This is a genomic window from Alteromonas sp. a30, assembly GCF_026788005.1.
Lineage (GTDB): Bacteria > Pseudomonadota > Gammaproteobacteria > Enterobacterales > Alteromonadaceae > Paraneptunicella.
Window position 1 is genome coordinate 1 of sequence record NZ_JABEPE010000003.1, and the last position, 23,753, is coordinate 23,753.

Annotated in this window: 6 protein-coding genes and 1 pseudogene; all 7 read right to left on the reverse strand. The window is 46.9% G+C overall.

Annotation, left to right across the window (positions count from 1 at the left end; all coding sequences use genetic code 11):
* The coding region (locus HJG39_RS04035) for a hypothetical protein (protein ID WP_268407099.1) at positions 1 to 188 on the reverse strand (188 nt) is incomplete at its 3' end.
* A 165-nt stretch (positions 189 to 353) separates the two neighbouring features.
* Entirely contained in the window at positions 354 to 818 is a 465-nt protein-coding gene (locus HJG39_RS04040; RefSeq protein ID WP_268407102.1) for a hypothetical protein, read from the reverse strand.
* Positions 818 to 1,234 (reverse strand): annotated as a pseudogene (locus HJG39_RS04045) (DNA/RNA non-specific endonuclease); the annotation flags it as partial. The pseudogene HJG39_RS04045 and the gene HJG39_RS04040, both read right to left, overlap by 1 nt.
* A 292-nt stretch (positions 1,235 to 1,526) precedes the next feature.
* Positions 1,527 to 1,961 (reverse strand): hypothetical protein, encoded by a 435-nt coding sequence (locus HJG39_RS04050; RefSeq protein ID WP_268407105.1) that lies wholly within the window; start codon positions 1,959 to 1,961, stop codon positions 1,527 to 1,529.
* A 2-nt stretch (positions 1,962 to 1,963) separates the two neighbouring features.
* A complete protein-coding gene (locus tag HJG39_RS04055) occupies positions 1,964 to 3,784 on the reverse strand; it encodes a hypothetical protein (RefSeq protein ID WP_268407108.1) in 1,821 nt (606 codons plus the stop codon).
* Between the two features lie 407 nt (positions 3,785 to 4,191).
* Positions 4,192 to 4,440, reverse strand: coding sequence for a hypothetical protein (locus tag HJG39_RS04060; RefSeq protein ID WP_268407111.1), 249 nt, complete (start codon positions 4,438 to 4,440; stop codon positions 4,192 to 4,194).
* Between the two features lies 1 nt (position 4,441).
* Positions 4,442 to 23,746: a hypothetical protein gene (locus HJG39_RS04065; RefSeq protein WP_268407112.1), complete on the reverse strand. Its 19,305-nt coding sequence runs from the start codon at positions 23,744 to 23,746 to the stop codon at positions 4,442 to 4,444.
* Between the last annotated feature and the right edge of the window lie 7 nt (positions 23,747 to 23,753).

The following is a 23,753-nucleotide window of genomic DNA, read 5'->3' on the forward strand; positions in this document are numbered from 1 at the left end:
TTAGACATGAGGAAGGAGAAATAATGATTTGGTGATCTGATCATTGAGAGAAGGAAAAGTTCAAATCTTTTGTTCAACAAAGCCCCTCCAACATAACGAGCATGAACGACTGTGGGCAACTGTCCTTCCATTCTTGGAGCTCTAATTTCTAATTGCCCCCCAACAGTTGAGGATAAATCGCCGTTCATGGGACAGCCATACTTCAAATGAATTTTTTGATTATTTTTTATTCTGAAATTGAGACGAGATTTGAAAATTCAGAAGGGATTTCCAAAATGTTGGTAGGAACTTTAGAAATAACAGGTTAATTTTCAAGCAGAAACCTAAAAATCAACCTTGAGAAATATTACCCATCATCTTTTGGACGTTTGGACGGGGCACCCTTTATACTTTTTCACTCGATCTGCCCAATCCTTTTCGGGAATGTAATTAGCTTTAGCTTCTTCCCTCGTTAAATCACTGACACCTTTCATGTACAATCCTGCCCAAGAGTCATCCTCAGGGATGTAAGCAAAATTCACTTTAATTTTCCCTAACTCACTCAACTCTACTTCAAAGTGAGACCAACTTTCATGAAGTTTATCAGTGCTTTTTTTATATTCCTCAATAATTTTAAGTATATCCGAAACGATTTGATTTCTGGGATCCTCAAAATCAAACCACGACTCCCTTTCATTAACCTTTAGTATAAAGGTCACTACTCCACCACTATTCAATTCATAAACACTCCCCTGCATTCTTATTATCAAGGCATCTTCGGGCGTCACTGACCACAAAAGTTGTCCGACTTGTTTTATCAACTCAGAATAGTTCATCATTAATTTCCTGTTGGAGTATTTTTAATTTTCTGTTTTTGAACTGGCCCATTATTAACTGAAAAAGTAACCTCAAATTCTGTAGGTCTTTTACTCGTGCCGGAATACACAGGATTAATCTTAACTTTCACCTTTCCGCCACCTACTAAGACACCCTTCCACCTCGTTTCAAGCTTATACCATCTTCCCCCAGAGCCATTCAGTTTGGCATTCATTGGTACAAGGTTAACACTTTCTCTCTACCCTCCAAACATTGAGATAATTAAATGTCCGCCACTGTCGGCGTTTTCCCTACATTCCCCGCCAGACGTTCTTTGCCTATAAGTATTTCTATCCCAAGTTTCTAATTGCAAGTCTGCTTCCACAGAACTCACCCGTCCATCACTATCAGTTTGGTATGCGTAGCCGTTTTCAAATTCATACCGCGTATTAGCTTCTGGATTGTTTACAACTTTATTCCAATCGACGGACGGTTACTTTTGAAAAATGGGGTGGATTATTAACGGGTGTGGAGTTGATTTGTTGACCAGTGGACGTCGGTATCCCCATCCACGGGACAGCCATGCTTCAAATGAATTTTTTGATTATTTTTTGCTCTGGAATGAAAGCGAGATTTGAAAAACCGAAAGGGATTTTGAAAATTCTGATAAGAACTTAAGAAAATACAGGTTGATTTTTAGGCAAAAACCTAAAAACCAGCCTTGAGGAATATTACCCGTTATCTTGTGGACGCTTGGACGGGACAGCAACGGGGCAATCAATTTCAACTTGATACTCTGTTTCATCATTAATAAAAGTCATACCCTCTAAGAAAACAACTCGGCCTTCTATTAGGTCTTTAAATTCCTCACTTGATCGAGTTGTTAACGGATGATTACAGTTAGGACACCTCATTTCATTTCTCAATGAAAATGCGTGTGCTGTATCAACTTTATGTTGCTTTTCATACTCTGCAATCCCCCTCAACAATTCATTCTCATTAACAGCAAATTTAGCGAGTTCTTTACTAACTAAAACAGTATCGCCAGCTTTTGAGTAAAAAGAAATCCAATCTTTGTTGATGTGACTAAGCCAAGAATATTTCAGAGTATGTGAACAATTAGGGCAATCTCTTTTTTTGCCGACTCTTTTAAGAATATTACTCATGACTAATCCTCCACAATGATAGTTATTTGTCTAATTCCATCACCACCAGCAGAAGGAATACTATCGATTACTAGCTCAGGCCCGCCACCAGGAAGACCTTCACCATCTCCTAAAAATAGATCATTACCGGCATTACCAACTGGACAGCGTGGGCAACGTTCTGGAATATCAGAAACTATTGATAATGTATTTGATTGCTCAAGACTACCGGGGTTTAAGCCTAAATCAGACTCAAGAGCATTTGCTTGCTGTCTCGTTATTCTTATTTCAGTAGCACCATCCGGCACAGGACCGATAATACCTTCAATAGTTTTTGAATTTGTTACGAAAGTGCCATTTGCACCTATAGATGGATAGTTATTGAGAGTGCTGTTTGGAGTAATATTTAAACCAGGTTCAAATATTTCTCCTGAATTGGCATCAACACTATTTGTACTTACACCACCCTCTGGGCCTTCACCTCCCCCGCCAGAGCCACCATCCCCACCGGAGTCATTATTGCCGCTACCTTTCTTCTTAAAGGTATCTTTCAATACAGGAACCAATACGCCCGCTATTGTACCAACCAATAGCAAGGCTTCTACAGATGCGGACTTAGCTTCTCGGTGCGCTGTCGGGTCGTGTGTCTCCTCGTCGGCGTAACCCTCCTCAAAATCTTCTATGCTATCTTCATTGGTGACAACGGTCGCAAGTACGGTTCCACCGGCTTCTAATCCTTCTTCTGCTTTCGCCAACAATGCCTGCCCCGGCTCTGTTTGTGCAAGCGTTTCTGCCACTTTTCCTATCAAAAACCCAACTGGACCCGCTGCAATTTCCGCTAAAAACGCCGCAGCCTGACCCGCGTCACTTTCATTAAACTCATCTACCTTTTGTTTCGCTGCCGCCGCAAACATCACCACTTCAAGCGCGAGCGCCATATCCGCAGAGCCACCAATGGTCACATGCTCAATGCCGTTTTCGTCCGTTTGGGTTTCTAATACCAAACTCTGCTCTAGGATATTCGCTAACTGCTCTGGGTTTTCCTCAACCATGCTTTGCAAAGACGCCGCCCTTTGCACCAGTCCATCCATGTGGGCTAACTCTGCTTCCGCCTGCTCTGGTGTTAAACCGTCTTCAATAAGCTTCTCTTTAATATTGAGCGTTATCTCTGCTTTGTTTTCTTCCACCACCACTTCAAATTCTTCTGGCGTTAGCGGAGAAATCGCGCGCTGAATAGCTTTTACGCCTGCTTTGACTTCCTCGGCAACCTCTGCAAAATCCTCCAATATCGCATTTTGGCCGTTTTCGTTAAACAAGCGGTGGTCGATGGTGGCATCTACGCTCATGCCCGTTTCGGTGTTGTATAGCTCCTCGGTAACGTTATCCACATCGCGATTTATGGCTGCCAAATTCGCTTCGCTTTGTGCATCGCCCACCACCACTGTGCCTTCGCCTATGGTGGCGTAGGTTGTGCCGCCACTGGCGCTTGTGCTGGTGTTAATGCTGATGTTGCTGCTATTTACGTTTAGCGTATCGTCGTTATCTTGCGGGTTGGCTGCAACTTGGCTGGCAGGGTCGGTGGGGTTCGCACCTTCTGAGATGCCCACGTTGGCGTTCACCGAAAACCCAGTTTGGCTGTTATAGCTGCGCTCTTTTAGGTTGATGAAATCCAGCGAGCCCGTGGTTAGGGCAAGGTTGCCAAGGTCGTTGCCTTCGTCATCTAAGGTGGCGATAAGTGCGCCAACAATTTGCGTATTACCTTCCACGTTAATAGTGGCAGTGTTGCCTGATGTAAGCGTGGTCAGCACGGTTTCTTTATTGGCGTAGCGCCCGTTCGACCTCACAGCAACTTGGACGGGCGTACACCAATGGAAGTCTGGCAGCAAGTGGATGTCTTTACTTCGGGCTACAAACGCGCAAAGCATTTTGAAAAGTGGGGTGGATTATTAACGGGTGTGGAATTGATTTATTAACCAAATGGCGTCGGCACATTAGCCGCTCAGAATGAAGTTAAAAGATATAGTAAGTGGATAAATCGCCGTCCACGGGACAGCCATGCTTCAAATGAATTTTTTGATTATTTTTTGTTCTGAAATTGAGACGAGATTTGAAAAACCGAAAAGGGTTTTGAAAACTCTGATAAGAACTTAAGAAAATACAGGTTGATTTTTAAGCAAAAACCTAAAAATCAACCTTGAGAAATATTACCCGTTATCTTGTAGACGTTTGGACGGGACACACAGCACAAAAATTAAACAAAAAAATTTGTTGGAGGGGAATTATCTACTTCAACTTTAGAAAACTTACTCTCCAGCCAAACTCGAATATCAGACACCACTTGAAGAAGTGATTTCCCCTCCCCCTTAATAAATGAAGGAGAGTTCGCATACAACACTACCCCATCAACCAATAACTCCACTTCAAATGAAGCCTCCAACGTTTCATCTTTGTAAATAACAGTGTGCCTATGAGGCATGTATATTTTAAACTTATTTGGCATACTAAAGTCCTTCTATCATTTTCAAAGCCGCATTTATGGGCGTGCCACTGGGAATGGATATATTTTTTCCACTGGCAGAGCGAATTACAATTTCCGTCACGTTTGGATTCTTAAGGAGAGTCGGTAGCTCTTGTGTAAGAAAAATACTTGTTGGTCTGGGATTATTTATAATCGCAGTTACCCTGCCAACTGCTTGAGTTGCATAATTCGACGAAATCTTCCCCCAAACATCAGCAGCTTTACTTACATCAACATCAGAGACTGTTCCTTCAAATAGTTTTAAATCATCTAGCCACTTGCCGCCAGAAGTTTGTTCTAGCGTCGTTAAATTGTTTTTGTTCGCGTAAGTTTCAGCTGCCCCTCTAGCCCCTAAACCAGAATAAAAGACAGCCTGATCTTTACCAGCAGAAACATCCAACTCATCAACTTTTGTGAAAAGGACATCAAATGAAAGCCGATCTAGATGCAGATTAGTTAAATGCTCATCAGGAATTAATGCGCCATCTGGCAAATTGCCATATTCATCGCCATTGTCGTTTCGTAGCGGAGGGCTATTATCGCCACCACTCGGACCATCATCCCCACCGGAGTCATTATTGCCACCACCTTTTTTCTTAAAGGTATCCTTCAATACAGGAACCAAGACGCCAGCTATTGTACCAACCAATAGCAAGGCTTCTACAGATGCAGACTTCGCTTCTCTGTGCGCTGTCGGGTCGTGAGTCTCCTCGTCGGCGTAACCCTCCTCAAAATCTTCTATGCTATCTTCATTGGTGACAACGGTCGCAAGTACGGTTCCACCGGCTTCTAATCCTTCTTCTGCTTTCGCCAACAATGCCTGCCCCGGCTCTGTTTGTGCAAGCGTTTCTGCCACTTTTCCTATCAAAAACCCAACTGGACCCGCTGCAATTTCCGCTAAAAACGCCGCAGCCTGACCCGCGTCACTTTCATTAAACTCATCTACCTTTTGTTTCGCTGCCGCCGCAAACATCACCACTTCAAGCGCGAGCGCCATATCCGCAGAGCCACCAATGGTCACATGCTCAATGCCGTTTTCGTCCGTTTGGGTTTCTAATACCAAACTCTGCTCTAGGATATTCGCTAACTGCTCTGGGTTTTCCTCAACCATGCTTTGCAAAGACGCCGCCCTTTGCACCAGTCCATCCATGTGGGCTAACTCTGCTTCCGCCTGCTCTGGTGTTAAACCGTCTTCAATAAGCTTCTCTTTAATATTGAGCGTTATCTCTGCTTTGTTTTCTTCCACCACCACTTCAAATTCTTCTGGCGTTAGCGGAGAAATCGCGCGCTGAATAGCTTTTACGCCTGCTTTGACTTCCTCGGCAACCTCTGCAAAATCCTCCAATATCGCATTTTGGCCGTTTTCGTTAAACAAGCGGTGGTCGATGGTGGCATCTACGCTCATGCCCGTTTCGGTGTTGTATAGCTCCTCGGTAACGTTATCCACATCGCGATTTATGGCTGCCAAATTCGCTTCGCTTTGTGCATCGCCCACCACCACTGTGCCTTCGCCTATGGTGGCGTAGGTTGTGCCGCCACTGGCGCTTGTGCTGGTGTTAATGCTGATGTTGCTGCTATTTACGTTTAGCGTATCGTCGTTATCTTGCGGGTTGGCTGCAACTTGGCTGGCAGGGTCGGTGGGGTTCGCACCTTCTGAGATGCCCACGTTGGCGTTCACCGAAAACCCAGTTTGGCTGTTATAGCTGCGCTCTTTTAGGTTGATGAAATCCAGCGAGCCCGTGGTTAGGGCAAGGTTGCCAAGGTCGTTGCCTTCGTCATCTAAGGTGGCGATAAGTGCGCCAACAATTTGCGTATTACCTTCCACGTTAATAGTGGCAGTGTTGCCTGATGTAAGCGTGGTCAGCACGGTTTCTTTATTGGCGTAGCGCCCGTTGCTCACATTTAAACCACCGCTCACACTCGACACTTCACCGTTGCTACTGCCAACATTTTGGTAGCTGTTTCCTAAGCCTGCTGCGCTATCGCCACCACCAAAACCAACACCTGCATTCACCCCAAAAGAATGATTACTGCCGCTGCTGCGATTTTGTTGCGACTCCACCCATAAGTCGCCACCCACGCTTAAGGTTAAGTCGTTAGTGGCATCTACATTTGCGCCAATGAAGCTCGCATCGCCTGCCGTAGCAATATTGATATTCTCAGCCGTGAGCACGCTGTTGTTATAGGTAGTGCTTCTATCTTCACTTCGGCTTTGACCGTAACTGGCATTTACCGCAGGCCCGCCGGTGGAGGCGCCATACACTGTTTGCTGCATACTAATGGACGCATTTTGAGAATCTACCGTTTGCCTAAAGGTGTCGCGACTTGCCAGTACATCCAGTGTTTCGGTAGCAATGGTAAGGTTGTTGTTTGCCGCCAAGGAACTGCCTTGAATCAAGGTGGAGCCACTTTGCCCAAAGCTGCTCTCATCTTCAAATCCTGTTACCACCGTGATGTTTTCACCGCTTATCTGTGAAGCATGGGACGTTGTTGCTTGGGTATGGGTTTGCGTTTGTGTGGCATTGATATCCAGTTGAACCCCCACATCAAAACCATATGTGCCCGCCCCATTTATAGCCGCATTGGTTTGCTGTGCCGCTAGGGTCGTTTTCGACACCAAATTAAGAGTGGCTAGCGCAATACCTGCCTGATAAAACTCTTCGTCATCTTTTAAGTCGGCAACAAGGGCTTCTAAATCTTTAATATCGTTGTAGTCCGTTCCGGCAACGCCTGCTTCGTAGTCCGACTTTAACTGCGCCAATGTGCCTTCTAGCGTGCTCAACTCTTTTTGATATTTACGGTAATCCTGCTCAGCCTGTTTTAATTGGTTTTTAGCATCATTCACTTGCTCAATGGATTTAGCCGCTTCCACATAGTTATTTTGCACCACTACGCTTAGCGCTGCTTCACCGTGGGTTTCATCCCTTTGCTCTTCAAATTCGTTGGTGGCTTCTTTTACGGTAACATTGCCACCGGCAATTAAACCTACATCACCGTCGCCATTGGCGTTCGCATCAGCAATAATGTTCGAGCCTTCAATGAAGATGTCACCAACCGAATCGAGCACCACATTACCATTGGCTGTTAAATTGCTACTACGATGCGTGGTTTCGTTTGTGGTCACTTCCACTTCGTCGTAATCGGCTGAGGCAAGGGTCACTTTTAGCTTACCGCCTTCAACGCTAACCATTTCCGAAGGATTGCCAAGCATATCCCCCAAGCCCACTTTCACTTCTTTGTCGTATTGATAGGCAAATGTCCCTTCTTGGGCGGCTTTCACTTCAATATCGCCAATATCGGTTTTCGCAACCAAATTACCTTCGGCGCTTAAATCTGAGCCCACAACTAACGCGCTACCAGTGTTGATATGTAAGTTTCCACCTGCGTTAATAACCGATGCATCGGCAGTAATGGTGCGTGTACTGCTCACACTTTCTTTGAGTGAATACAGGCTGCCACCAGAGAACAAACCACCACTTTTTCGCATTTTATCGATTTGCTCGATTTCTTCGCCAGAAGCCACCACAAGCTCGTCGAACACACTTAAGTTTGTGTTACCCGCGCTGTGTAATTCACTGGCAACAATGCTCGCATCATCTCCAGCAATAATACTTAAACTGCCTTGTGCGCCATTTGTGCCGCCGGCAATTAACGTGGAGCCATGAAGCTTTTCTGTGGCTTTCGCATCTAGCTTTTCTTTGCTGCTTAAGCCACCAAAACGCGACTTGAATTTGTACTGCATTTCGTAGTCGGTGTAGCTTTGCGCTTCAATGTTGATGTCGTTACCAGCAAGTACCATATTGCCATCAGCTTGTAGATACGCGCCGCGAAGATTTACATCGCCCGTTTGTTGAACCGCAATGCCTTCCTCGGTTTTTTGGGCATTAATCAGAATATCGCCGCCCGCAAGAACCGTTGAGCCATGCACTGTGTCGTGATGGCTTTCGTTAATGGTCACAGTTTTAGAGAAGGTCTTTTTCTTGGTGCGTTTAGTGGCAGAGGCATGGGTTTCCACCACTGCATCTAAGTTCATCTCATTGCCTGCGGCTAGGTTTACATCGCCGCCCGCAATGAACGCTGTGCCTTGTGAGGTGAGGTTGTTGCCAGCCACCACGGATAAATTACCACCAGCTTGCAGGCTGGTAACATCCCATTCGGTTTCGTAGGATTTGTCGTAACCGCCTTTGAAGTATTGTTCGCTGTTGGTTGTGTATTCAATCGCACCAAGGGTAACGTCGTTTCCTGCGTAAAGGCTGATGTCGCCTGCGGCGGCAAATTCGCTGCCTGTGACGTCGATATCGTTACCGGCATTCAAGCTTAGGCTGTTATGTGAAATGATGCTGGCAGATTGCCCGCCCCACGAGGCTTCGTAGCTAAAGTCGCCGCGTGCAATTGTGCCACTTGCGCTGTAGTGATGCTGTTCGGTGCGGCTAATAATGTCGCCACCTGCGCTTAGGTTTACATCAAACCCTTCGATGCTCGCGCCGCCGCTGTTAATGAGGTTGTTGTTGGCGCTAAGGTCTAACAAGCCGCCAGAATATAAGCTGCCGTTGTTGGTTAAGTCGCCGCCCAAGGCATCCATCCACAGGAAGCTACCTGCTTGAATATCGGCGTTATTGGTTAGGCTACCGCCAGCGACAATATCAACGGAATGGCTACCAGTAATGCTGCCGTTGTTGGTGAAATCGCCGCCAATATCTAGCCACACATCGGCGCTGTTTAAGTCGAGCGTGTTGGTAAAGCTGTTGCCTGAGCCAAGGCCAATTAAGGTGTCGCTTTCAATGAAGCTGGTGTCGATAAAGTTTAAGGACTGCTCGGTGACTAAGGTGACGCCATTTTCACCAGATATACCCGCGTCAATGCTGATGTCGCCGGTACTGGTTAATTCGATGCTGTCGCCCGCGCCGATGGTGACGCCATCTTCAAGTAGGTTGTTTTGCGATACTGCCCCTAAAAGAATGAATTCGCCAAAGCGGATGTAATCTTCGTTGAAACCCAGCCCCGCCAAAGTAGCCACTTGTTCTTCACTCATGAAGATATTTTGCGCCACTTCCACATCGCCTTGGGTTAGGCCCACTTGCGCCAGAGTAAAGGGCGCTGGCGGCGAGTTGTTGCCCGCTGCGCCTTCTTCGGTAGCACTGGTTGTGGTGTATTCGTTATTTAGGGCGTTTTGCCTGTCTTCTAGTTCGTCGAGTGTTAGCTCGGCATTACGTTCCACTTCGGCAATGAACGCTTCGTCGTTGAGCGGGTTAGTATCTGGCTCTTGTAAGAATTCATCGCGGGTTTCGGCTTCAAAGCCTAAATCCGGTGATGGATTGCTGCCATCAAACACGATAACGCCGTCTTCTCTGTTCACACCACTGGCATTTAAGTTGCCATTCATGCCGTTTAGCTGGTTCTGGTCAACATCAACACCCGCGCTTGGAATACCAAAGGTATCGTCATCAATTGGCAGGGTAACGCCACCTAAGCTTGGGCCGGTGACATTGACCAAACCGACATTGGTCTGCACTAATACGGTTTCGCCATCAATAATGGTTTTGCCGCTGTCATCAAGAGGCGTTGAAATAGTTGGTTCTTGCGGCGTCGTCGCAGCATCAACAGGCAGAATGCTTACATTACCCGCGAGTTGGTCGCCGGTTCCTGCTTGCGCGCCATTTTGCGGCAAAGTGGATGGGTCAATTAATGATAAATCGCCGCCAGCATCAATAATCACCTGCGTGCCATTGGCTTTGGCATCCAATAACGGATTGTCGGTGATAACGGCGACACGCGAATCGGTTCCGGCTTTGTCGGTTTTCGGTGTGGTAGAGGAATCTACAGGGCCGGGTTCTGTTGGCACTGTGCCTATGATCTTTTCAACTTGGGTGTCGGATAAATCTCCCGCCGCCAGCACTTGTGTACTGGACTGGCTCACGGTAGTGCCATTAACCGTTACGGAAGTCGTGTTGGTACTTTGTTGTTCTACGCTTTCATTAAAGCTATCGCCAGATTGGGCAACTACGGCGTCTTCGCTGGCTACATTGGCGTTGCCGGTATTTGCGCCGCTACTGGTTCCTGCGTTAACCGCTCCCATGCTTGGGCCGTTAACGTTGGTATTGGCTTGGCTGCCAGCGGCATTCACATTGAGGTTTTGCCCGTTGGTTGACTGTGCCGTACCGCTGGTTGCAGCCACATTCACATTGGCACTTGAGCCGCCGGCGTTATTGCTACTCACGCTTGCAGCGCCCGCACTTCCGCTGGCTGAGGTGCCAGCAGTTCTGCCGGAGGCACCGATGGGGTTGGCGTCGTTTGAATCTAACCCTGAAATACTGCCTGAAATGCTGCCGCCAGCGGCAATCGTGCCGTAAGCACCGCCGGTAAAGGTGGTTTCATGGCTTGCACCTTGCTCGGCGGAGGTAATGGTTATCTCGCCCGGTTCGGTACAGCCTGAGCCATTGTCCTGCAAGCAATCCCATACGTAGGTTTCTTGTAACTGGGTAATATCGGTTTCAATACGGTTTTGAATGGCATTATTGGTTAAGCGGCCTGAAACCGTGATGTTGCCGCCCGCTGAAATGGTGCTGTAGTTGTTGGTGATGCTGCCACTTAAGCTTAAATTACGGCCGGCGGCGATAACGCCATCCGAGCCAGAGGCATTTGCCGAGTAGGTGGTGGATTCACGTACTTCTTTGGTTCGTCGCCATGTGCTGCCATCTGGGCCAACAAAGTTAACCGGACGCCAGAATCGGTCGTTGCCATCGGTATATTCAACTTCTGTGGTTACTTCCCCGTTGGAGTTAAAGCTCACCGAGCCACTACGATTGTTGGTAATCGTGCCGGATAACGACAAATTGCCAGCAGCGGTGATTCTACCCGCATTATTGGTAATGGATGCACCGCTAATTACCGCGTCGCCACTGGAGAAAATGGAATTATTGTTTGTTACCGAACCGCTAATATTGAGGTTGTTCGAGGCGTACACCAAGTTTGTGTTATTCACGTTGGTGTTGATGTCTAGGTTGGCTGCGGCAACCGTGCCTGAGTTGGTCAATGTGCCACCATTAACCACTAATGTGCTGCCACTGCTGAGCGTACCACTGTTGCTTAAATTGCCTGTGAAACCTAGCGTATTGTTGCCACCACTTCTTATAGAGCCGGTGTTGTTTAAGCTTGTTCCTGACACACCTAGCGTTCCCGATGCCAGTAAAGAGCCACTGTTAGCAACGCTGCCGCCGGTATTAATGGCAATGTTACCCGAAGCGGTAATTTGCTCACCCGAGTTAATCGTTAAGCCGCCGCTCAACGTGGCGTTCACGTTTTGCCCGCGAATCGTCCCTACGTTTAAGCTTGAACCGGCAAGGTTAATACTGCCTTGAGACTCTATGTTACCGCTGCTATTGCGAATGGCTTGGGCATCAATATCTAACCCTGCGCGCCCCACAATTACGCCGCTGTTATCTAAGTTGCCGGATAGGTTGATGTCTGTGATATTGGTTGCGCTGCCAATCGTACCGCTGTTATTTAGGCTACCTGCGCCAAGCGTTAGCGCATTAGCGGCAACCACACTACCTTGGTTAGTTAAGCTACTGCCCGCATTTAAATTAATACCGCCATTTGAACCAATGCTTGCACTCGCGCCAGTATTGCTAATGCTGCTTGCAGTGAGCGCCAGCACGCCCGTACCCGCATGGCTAATTGTGCCGTTGTGGTTAGTGAGCCCCGCGCTGCTGACAGTGAAGTTGGTTCCAGCAGAAGAAATCGTGCCGCCTGTGTTGTTTAATGCACCTGTGGTAATAAGCTGGCTATTGCCGCTACCAAATCCCACTAACGAGCCATTTTGGTTATTCAGCGTTGCTGCATTTACCGTAAAACTCGCGCCAGAAATCACGCCACCTTGGTTGTCCAACAATTGCCCTGCATCAAGGTCAATAGAGCCAGACGTGGCAATACGCCCATTGCTGTTATCAAGGTTGGTGTTGGCATCCACCAACAAAACGCCAGAGCCACGATAAATAATCTCGCCGCCTGCGTTGTTAATAGCGCCTTGGGTAGCAGTCACGCTTAAGCCTGAACCACCGGCTTGAATTAATCCTCCGCCATTGTCAATCGTGCCCGCGCGAATGCTTGCTGCGCCTGTGCCGGTTGAGGTGATAGTGCCGTTATCGTTAGCTAAAGTGCCCGCTTGTAAATTGAGGTTTTGGCCTTGAATCACACCGTTGCTGTTGGTGATGCTGCCCGTGGTATTAATGCCCAAAGTACCATCGGCAATTAAGGTTCCGTTTTGGTTGTTCACCTCGGCGTTAATTTGCAGATTGCCTTGGGTGTATAACTGAGAGTTGCTGTTAACGAACGGCGTTGCACTGTTAATTTCCATTCCTGTTTGCGCAAAAATACCGCCAGCACCAGAAACGCTGCCCATTAACCTTGCGGTTCCGGCTGTGGCAATGTTCCCGCCACCAACGTTTACACTACCTTTATCACCAAGAGTAAGCACGCCGCTCCCTGCATGGGTAATACTGCCGGAATTGGTGATATTACCGCCAAACGCCATATTCGCACCGTTGTTGAATATTTGCCCTTGGTTCGTCAGCTGGCTAACGTTTAAGTTAAGCGCAACATTCCCCGAACTTGCGCCAACAAGCTGCCCGCCGGATAAGTTTTCGAACGTACCACCGCTGTAGTTTGCGGTCATGCTTTCAATGCGTCCGTTATTGCTAAGCGTGCTAAAACCACTTGCGGTAAGGGTATCTGCGGAAATAGAGCCGGTGTTGTTAATGTTATTGGCGTTAAGCGTAAGGCTATCAGCGCTATATAACGTACCGCTGTTATGGGTTTCTAACGCATCGATGCTGATCACGCCAACACCGGCATTATTCGCCACTATTTGCCCGAGGTTGGAAACGGTTTTTCCGTTGGCGTTAATATCGATGTTTTGCGCCAACATCACGCCACCTGCGCGGTTGGTTAGCGCAGCATCCACTCGTAAAGTATTGGCTGCTTGTAAGTTACCTTGGTTATCAACTATGCCAGCATTAAGCTGCAAGTTGCCGCTAGAGGCGATAAGACCATCGTTGGTTAACGTACCAGACTGCCCCACCGTGAAAGTGCCGCTTCCTTGGTGGATAAGCTTGCCGCCGGTATTCGACAAGTTATTTAACGACACATTCCAATTCGCCGCACGCGAGCTAATTGTGCCGCTGCTGTTATTAATCGACGATAAACCAGAAAGCGACAAGGTATTGTTCCCTGTGCTGGTTGCAATAAGTTGCCCGTTGCTGTTGTTTAAGCTTGAGCCGCTTAAGGTAACGCTGCCACCTGTTAATACACCGCTGCTATTGCTAATACTACCTGCGCTATTCACGCTTAGTTGATTACCGGCAATTTGCCCATTGTTGTTATTCACGCTGGTCGCGCTGATGCTTAACACCCCATTGGATTGCACTTGCCCTTGCTGATTAGAAAAAGTACCAGTGTTTAGCGCTGCGCCTGAAGCACCAAAAATCGTGCCGCTGTTATTCGATAAGTTGCCGCTATCAAGCACCAATTGGCCCGCGCTGTAAATTAAGCCCGAATCGTTGTTCAACGCACCATTTTGTGAGATGCGTAAAACACCCAAACCATGATTACGAATTTGCCCTCCAGTGTTGATTAACGAGCCAATATTCCCTGCCAACGTGAACTGCTGTCCACGAGACTCAAGCGTACCGTTGGTGTTATTCAACACACCGCTTACGTTAAGATTTAAAGCTTGTGTTCCTGTACCTTGCCCTAACAGTAAGCCGCCGGTGTTATCTAAATGAGTCGTGGTAATATTCAACTGCGACCCTTGTAGCGCGCCCGCACGGTTGGCAATACTGCCAGCGTTAATTGTGGCTTGGTTGGCCGCAATCACGCCGCCGTTGTTGCTAAGCTGATCCAGTGTTAGTGCAATATTCCCTGCGGTATCAATCACGCCATTGTCGTTGTTTAGCGTTGATAAGCCATTCAATAGAAGCTGACCACTTCCTAGGTGTTTTACCGTGCCGCCAGTATTGACCAAATCAGCAGTGGTCACTTGCATGGTATTGGCCTGCGTCACCAACACGCCACCCGCACTGTTGTTTAGTGCGCCTGTTACATTTACGTCAAACTCATTGCCAGCGGAGCTAATTAAACCGCCTTGGTTTGCCAACGATGTTGCACTTAACGCTAAATTATTCGCCGCATGAATTTGTCCTGCTTGGTTGTTGATATTGCTTTGCTGTAGCTGAATGTTGTTGGCGGCTTGAATGCTGCCAGATTGGTTCGACAAGTTGCCAGTGCTTTGAATATCACCTTGGCTCACCACGCGACCGTTGTTGTTCACAAGGTCATTAAGCGTTAATACGCCATTGCCAAGAAACACAAGTTGCCCATCTTGGTTATTCAACCCTTGCGATAAATTAAGTGCGGTTCCAGCGCTTTGAATAATCCCATTTTGGTTACTGACTGCTTGCGTGGTTAATAACTGCAATGACTCATGACTGGTCGCCGTTGCGGCAATGAATCCGGCGTCATTGTTAAACGACGTGGCGCTGAGCGTTACCTGCTCGCCCTGAATGCTACCGGCATTGTTAATGCTATCGCCAGAGAGTGTAAGCGCTTGCCCCTGAATTAACCCTTGGTTGTTCAAGTTGCTAGCATTAATGTTTAATGTGCCTACACCGTTTTGCACTATGGAACCTGCATTAGCATCAAGCACACCGTTATTTAAAGTATTCGCCTGAATGCTAAGGTTTCCTGCCTCGTTATAAATCACACCCGCATTGTTATTCAGAGTTTGCGCAAGGTTGAGGATTGAGCCCGTACCCGAAATTAAGCGCCCTTGGGTGTTGTTAAGGGTATCGGCTTGCAGGTTTAGTGCGCCTAATGTGCCAATGTAGCCTTGGCTGTTGTTAACGGTACCTGTGTGTTGAATATCCAGTGCGCCAATACCCATGTGGCGTAACACACCGCCTTGGTTATTAATGTTTTGATTCTGGATGAGCCAGTTTTGGCTGTGCACTTCAAGTTGACCGCCTGCGCTGTTATCAAAGCTTTGGCCTAAGTTCAGAGTGAAGTTGTCGCCTGCGGAAAGGATCAAACCGCCCTGATTTTGCGCGCTTCCCACATCCAGCAACATGCTTTGTGTGCTTTCAATTTTGCCACCGAGGTTTTGTAATAATGCCGTGGCAATTTGGGTGTCGCTTGCGCTAATTAATGCACCGTTAGTATTAGCAACCTGCTCGGCATTCAAATTCAATTGGTTATTGGCAAGTAAAACACCGGCGTCACTTTGATAACTATCTACATTGGCTACGATGTTATTTGCTGCGCTGATCACACCCACATCGTTATTTACGTTGGCGCTATTAAGGGTGATGTCGTTGGCCTGAATGCTGCCACCTTGGTTGAGCAGGTTATCACCGCCCAATAAAATGCTATGGCTCGCCTGAAGCACACCACTATTATTGTTGATTTGGCGCCCCAGCACAGCGAGTTGGTTTTCTGAATGCACTAAACCATTGGCGTTAATCAGTTCATCCAATTGCAATACGCCTACACCCGCATGAATGATTTCGCCGTTGGAATTATCCACTAAGCCCGTTAGCGTAAGATTTTCCCCTAAACTTTGAATGCGACCACTGTTAAACAAAGTGCCATCTACATTAAGCGATAACACATCGGCTTGTGTGCCTGCGGCCAATAACAAACCGCTGTTTACTAACGCTTGCGCATTAATGTTGAGTTGATTCGCTTGAATGGTGGCTTGGTTATCTAAATTGGCGGCGTTAATTGTGAGTTGATTTGCTGCTAACGTGCCTTGGTTGTTTAATTGATTGGCGTCTACATTAAGCACGTTATCTGCGCGGATAACGCTATCCACGCCAGAAAGCGTGCCAGTTATCGACACATTCAGCGCATCGTCGCTTAATTGGCTTATCAAGCCAGAATCATTGAGCAAGTTTTGTGTTGCGATATTCGCTTGCGTTGCCGTGCTTAAAATGCGACCTGCCGTGTTATCAAGCGTTTGCTGCACGTCAATATCTAGCTGCTCGGCAACCGCAATTAAACCGTTTTGGTTGTTAACTTGAGTTGCACTTAGGTCAAGTACATCGGCGCGTATTTCGCCGCCTTCATTAACGACGTTATCAACATCAATCGTCAGCGTATTTGCGGTTTCAATCAGCCCAGCTTGGTTTTCAATATTGCTCTGAAGAATGTGTAAATCGGTTGCACCGCGAATTAAACCAGCAGCATTATTGAGCATGGTGAGAGTATCGAGTGTTAACACGCCTGTGCCAAAATGCACAATGGAGCCATTGGCATTATTCAGCGCCAAGTTGCTTAAAGTGAAGTCCTCTCCATAACTTGCAAGCACGCCGGTATTGGTCAGGCTATCGGCAGAAATAGTCAGGCTTTCCCCTACATTTCCGGTAGCAGCAAGCAGCCCTGAGTTGCTTATTTGGGTTGCCTGCACTTGTGCATTAATGGCGGCTATGTTGCCACTGTTGGTCAAGCTATCGAGCTGCGTGGTAAGGCTTTGTGCATCAATCGCGCCTTGGTTGTTTACCTGACCACCGTTTAGCGCTAATGTCTGCGCGCCAATCTCACCGGTATTCAATAGGTTTTGCGCTTGAATGGTTAATGCCGATTCCGACAAAATCTGGCCTAGGGTATTTTGTAAATCCGCCGCATTTAAATTGAGCTGCCCGTCACCTTCTAAGCGAATGACACCGTTTAGGTTATTGAGCGCTTGTGTGATGTTTAGCGACGCCGTTCTTGAATTGGTCGTAGACGTTTCTGGCGCATCTAAGGTAATTAAACCTAATTCATTTTGCAGTGTATCGGCTTGAATCGTCAGCGATTGCTGGGCTTGTAGCACACCTTGCTGATTGCCAATTTGCCCCGTTTCAATTTCAAGATGCTGACTTAACACGCGCCCTTGGCTGTTTTCTAAATTCAAGGCAGACAGCACCAACGTACCATCGGAATACAACAAACCCGATTGGTTTTGTAAGGCTTGTAGGGTATCAATATCCAACACACCCGCACCAAAATGTAAGATTTGGCCGCCTTGGTTGTTAATATTAATGCCGTGTAACGTGAAGTTTTCACTGCGGCTAATTAACGCCCCTGTGTTATTCAATTGAGTGGCATTTATGCTTAACGCATCAATGCCTGATTGCGTTTCTGCACCAAGAATTTGCCCTGAATTGTCGATCACTTGGGCCGTTATTTGCGCGGTTAACGATTCTATAGAGCCTGCGTTATTCAGGTTTGTGGCATTAATCATTAACGCATCACTTAAAAGGCTGCCTTGGTTTTGCGTATTCGCGGTATTAAGCGTGAGCGCGTGCCCCGCCAACGTTCCAAGGTTATTTAGGATAGGCGCGTTAAAGATTAACTCACCGTTCGTGCCCATTGCGCCTTGTGCCAGATTATCGATGTGCTGCGCATCAAGGGTGAGCACACCTGTGCCTGTGTGCTCAAGCTGCCCACTGTTGCTAATCAGATTAGCGCTAATGCTACCGGCTTCGCCGCCATTATAAATGCGCCCTGCATTATCAAGGGTTTGCGCAACAGTTAGCTGCAACGCATTGCCCGTGGTGTTATAAGCGGCTAATTCGGCATGTTCAGCATTATTAAGTTGCTCAACATCAATAACAAGCTGACCTGCGCCAATCGTGCCCGTATTTTCAAGGTTCAATGCACCAGCATTCGCGCTAACTGATAGCTGGTCCACACTTAGCAAATTACCGCTGTTTGTGAACGCATCGGTATTTAACACTAAGCTTTCTTGGGCTTGCATCGTGCCTGTGTTAGTTAACGTATCCAGTGTTAGCGTAGCTTGTAACGCATTCACAGTACCGGCATTTTCAAGGCTATGTGCAGTTAAGGTAAATTGATTCGCGCTTAGCTCAGCAGATTCTTGTAGCACCAAGGTTTGAGCGTTTAGCAACAATTCGCCGCCAGAAATCACGCCGTTAGAAAGCAAGGAGGTGGTGTTGATGTTTAAGGATTGCTCACCAAATAGCTCGCCTGCATTGGTGTTATCAATATCAGCAATATTCAAGGTTAATTGCTGTGCGCCAATTTGCCCTTGCTGATTAACGACTGAATCGGCATTGATTGTTGCCGCACCGTTACTCAAAATTTGCCCGTCAGTATTATTCAGTGTAACCAAATCCACTGTGAGGTTATCAGTTACTTGAATACTGCCTTGGGTGTTAATTAAATCGGTAACGCTCAGCTGTAAATCGCCAGCAATCGCAATTTGCCCTGAGTTAGTTATATGGGTTGTTGTTAGCTGAGTGTTTTCAGCACTCAAAATACCTGCGTTACTTAAGGTGCTGGCATCAAGCGTTAAATCGCCAGCCAATAATTGACTGTCGGTTTGCAGCGTAACGTCATCAACGTTAAGGGTCATCGCACCTTCTGAACTTATCACTGCGTTACTAAGCAAATCGTCAGCATTCATGATAAGTGAGCCAGCGCTAGCAATTGCGCCTGTGCCGGTGTTGGTAATGCTTTGTATATCTAGCTTGAGAACACCCGAACCTGCTGGCGCATCCTCGCCTGCAACGACCAGAATTTGCCCGTTTTGATTGTTTAAGATTGGTGTGGTGAGATGCAACTCACCTTGACTTAAAATCACACCGTCTTGGTTGCTCAGTTCATCCAATACCGATAACGAAAACACGCCCACGCCGTAATGCAATAACTGCCCGTCAGTGTTGTCTAAATTGATGTCTTCTAAGGTGAAATTGGCGCTTAGGGTAGCAATAGTGCCAGCGTTATTGAGGGTATCAACGGTGAGTACAAAGCTATCATCCTCGGAACCCGTAATATTCACCGCTCCGCTATTTTCAATCGTTTGCGCTGTGATATTGGCACTTAGGGCGCTAATATTTCCGGCGTTAGTTAGCTCGGCTTGGGTGAGGTTTAAGTGCGCATTAGCGGTAACGTCACCTTGGTTATCGAATTGGGTAGTCGTAATATCAAGGTTATTCGCTTCAATCAGCCCCGAATTCATTAGCGTTTGCGTGGTTAAGGATAGAGTGTTGTCACCTTGAATTAAGCCTTGTTCATTCAAGATAGTTGCCGCTGTAATACTGGCTTGTTCACCCGCAGAAGCAATTTGCCCTCGGGTGTTGTTTATCTCTTCAGCAATATTGAGAGTTAACCCGGTTCCAGCCCCCGTGCCTGTTGTAACAATGGCACCGTCTTGGTTTTGCAAACTTTGTGTGCTTATTTCTAATGATGAGGCGACAATTTGCCCCTCACTGTTGTTCAAGTTTTCCACCTCAAAGACGGCATTACCTTGAATATTTAACGTACCGGCAACATTACTCAAATCAGAAAAATTTAGCGTTGCATCCCCAGCCGATAACACCATACCTTGGTCGTTTAATAGTTTATCAGTTGTTAATACAAGGCCACCGTTGGTCGAGATTTGTCCGTTGGTATTGTTCAAACTACCCAGCGTTTCAATACTCAGTACGCCAAGCCCTTCGTGAACAATCACTCCTCCGGCATTATTTAAGACCATATCGTTAAACAACAGGTTTTCACCTTGGCTAACAATCACACCACCATTGTTCAAATTACGGGTATTAAATACTAAACTGTTGCCCTGTGTGCCAGTGGCAGCAATGGTGCCTTGGTTATCGATTGAAGATACTTTTGCAACGAGCTGATTAGCCTGCAAGGTGCCGTTATTATTTAGTGTTGTTGCCGTCACATCCAAGGCGTTGCCCGCAAAGATTTGCCCCTCGCCTTGGTTATCAATGGTTGATGCGTTGATCACACCATTGCCCGACATTTGAATGCTGCCATCGTTGTTTGTAATATCGCCAGCGGAAAGATTCAAACTCCCCGCACTGCCAATCAAACCATTGTTATTACGCAACTGACTTTGCACATTTAAGTGCATATTTGCTTGTGGCGAAAGAGCGACTATTTGACCATCGATATTATTCAAGGATCCTGCACTCACGGCGAGCTGATTAGTATTGATAACCCCGTTTTGGTTATTCAACGACCCCACCGCGTTAATTTGCAACACTCCTTGCCCCTGATGCGCGATAATGCCACCTTGGTTGTTTAGGCGCACATTGTTCAACGTTAAATTGGCAGCATCAGTCAACAATGTACCTTGGTTAATTAACTCTCGAGTATCCAGCGTAAAAACGGTGCTTTGTGCATTGCTATTGGTTGAGCCTTCTTCGTCACTCGACACGCTAACAACTTGAATCGTGCCGGTGTTGTGAATGCGAGAAGCTGACACACTGGCACTATTTGCCACAAAATCACCCGCATTTTGCCAATTTGCTACCGACAAGCTCGCATTATTGGCACTAATCACCCCTTCAAGGTCGTTGTTAAGCTGCTGAGCATTAATCGAAAGCTGCTGTTGTGCCTGAACAACACCACTTTGGTTTTGTATTTCTGTGGCCTCTACCGTGAGGTTTTGGTTAGCTAACACCTGCCCGTTATTGTTAAGCAGGTTGCCATTATCAAGCTCTGCAATTGTCACATCTGATTGCGAGTAAATTATGCCGTCCTGATTAATTAAGCCCCCCAAAAATGCTAGCTGCAATACGCCCAAACCTAGATGAATAATCTCACCGTTGGTGTTGTCGATTTGGATATTATCAAGTACGAAATTCTCGCCAGATGATTCAATACGCCCAGCATTTACGATGCTTTGGGCATTAATAGATAATGCATTTTCAGACTCGCCAAAGGCCCGAATCAGACCTTGGTTAGCAATATCTGTCGCATTAATCGATAAAGCTTCGGCGTTAATGACCGCATTCTCACCGAGATCAATGTGCTGTGATAAAATGCTAGTATTTTGTGCGGAAATAACCGTTTCACCCTCTGCTGTTAAGGCCCCGGTTAAATCAATATTTAGCGACTCACCCGCCTGAATGACCCCGTCTTGGTTGGCAATATCAATACCGCTAATATCAAGCTGGGTTTGCGCCAATAACTGCCCACTACTGTTATTAATAGTTTCAATATTCAAAGTCGTTTCATTGGCAATGATGGTTCCCGCCTCATTAAGCAACTCCAACGCTTCAATGCTCAGTACCCCAGTGCCGATGAGCGCAATTCGGCCACCATTGTTATTAATATGCTCGGTCACAAACGCAAAATCTTGCGTCTGACTTTCTATTACACCGCCCTCGCTATTATCAATTTCTGAGGTGAAATTTAACTCGATCGACAAGGCATCCAATTGCTCATCAGAAGGGGTTTCTTCAAAGCTTTGCGCCACAATCACGCCGGCCTGATTATTCAGTTCATCGCCCGACAAACTTAGCTGTTCTGCTGCTAACGTCCCTTCACGGTTATTTAACGATTGTGCGTGGATATCGAGTGACTGCGCGGTAATTCGGCCAGTTTGGTTCGACAATGTTTCTGCGTTAAGCGTTATACTGGCCGCATTGATCTCGCCATTTGTATTATCCACAGTCGCCGCCGATAACTGCGTTTCACCGTTACTAAGCACCTGACCATTGACATTATTGAACTCATCAGTTGCAGCAAGCACATTGGTTTCATCTTCGCTCAACAGCAATATCTGCCCGTTTTGGTTACTGATATTTTGGGTGTCGATATTCAATGCCGAAGTAGATTGGAGCACGCCACCATCGTTATTAAACGATTGGCTGATATTCAGCCCTGATGCGGTTTCACTATTCAGTAATAGGTTGCCACTGTTGCTTAAAGTATCGGTGGTTAACTCAAGGGCAGATTCGGACTGCAAAGTGCCCGTATTGACTACCGATTGTACGTCGATATTCAGTGTGCCGTTTGCGAGCCAATTGCTATTGTTTGTGAGTTCATTTGATACCACGCTCGCGTCGCCTTCATGTGCGATTAAGCCGCCAGTGATCAACGTTTGCTGGTTGTTAATGGTTAAACTGCCATCTTCAGTGGCTTGGTATAAAGTGCCTTCGGTTTGCTCGATGTTGGCACTAATATCGATGTTATCGCCTTGGATATGACCCGAGTTAGTAAGCTGTGAACCGCTAATCACAAGGTTTTGAGCAACCAAGGTGCCGGTATTCACAATGTCGTTGATTTGCGCGGTTAGCTGATTGGATTGAATGATCGCTTCGGCTTGGTTATCGAAAGTCTCGCCTGAAAGTGTCACATCACCTTCGGTTAAAATACGCCCTTGGTTTTCAATTTGTGCTTGTGCTTGTAAATTAATTTGCTCTTGCGCGGAAAGCTCTCCAGCATTGCCCACACTGCCGCCTGCGCTAATGTTAACGCTATTGCCAAACGTGCTGCCATCTAAAATCACATCATTGTTTTGAGAGGTTAACGCCAGATCACCCGCCGTTAGTGTGTCTTTTAAGCGAATACGCCCATCGGCGGTTAGCTCTACGCGCTCTGTGGCACTAATTAAGCCATCGGAGCGCACGCCTAAACCTGCTTCTGTGCCAATCAGTTTGATGCTGTTTACATACATCGAACCAAGGGCTGAGGCATCTAAAGCAAATTGAAATGGCGTATCGCCGGGCTGATTTTCCAACACATTCACATCACCAGCGCTGTAACCAACATAGTTGTTGCCCGTATAAACGTTAAGCTCATTGGCGTACAACGCGGCATTAACGTACATTGCGCGCGTTAAAATATCGAATTTGCTGATGTTAGAGGCATTCAAACCTGCACCATCAATAATCACGCTACCGGAATTCACGTTAAAGCCTAACAGCGCGCCATTTTGCACATCGGCGGTTCCTGTGGCGAAGGTCACACGCGGGGTATTAATAAAACCACAGCCATTACAGGTAATGCCGTTAGGGTTAGCTAATACAAACTCTGCGGAGTCGCCCAAAATTTCGGTAAAGCCTAATAAAGAAGAGGCACTGTTTCCTGTCACTTCCGCCAAAATAATGCTGGCAGTTCCCCCTGCTAAGCGGCGGTTTCCGTCTGTCCAGCCACCAAGTTGGGAAATAATCGGGTTTAAGCTGTTATTTAAAATCAGGCCATTTTCATCCACGTTGAATTGGCTAAACAGGTTATGAGACACCCCTGCTTGCGAGGCTTCGGCAATATCAATCACCGTGGCGCCATTGGCAGACTCTTTTATGCCGGTTCTTTGCGGATCACCCGATGAGGTATCGACCACCACACCCGTGGAAAATTGCTGAGCTGGTATCGCAAATTCTGGTTCTGCATTTGAGGCAGTAACCACGCCGTTTGCCGCAACAAACGCGGGGTTCATTAACATCACCCAAAGTAATAAATTAGCGGTGATACGTTTTGTTTTAACCGTCAACATGGCCAAG

Coding starts and splice junctions, on each gene's coding strand:
- HJG39_RS04040 (WP_268407102.1), bottom strand. CDS start 818: ATGATGAACTATTCTGAGTTGATAAAACAAGTCGGACAACTTTTGTGG.
- HJG39_RS04050 (WP_268407105.1), bottom strand. CDS start 1,961: ATGAGTAATATTCTTAAAAGAGTCGGCAAAAAAAGAGATTGCCCTAAT.
- HJG39_RS04060 (WP_268407111.1), bottom strand. CDS start 4,440: ATGCCAAATAAGTTTAAAATATACATGCCTCATAGGCACACTGTTATT.
- HJG39_RS04065 (WP_268407112.1), bottom strand. CDS start 23,746: ATGTTGACGGTTAAAACAAAACGTATCACCGCTAATTTATTACTTTGG.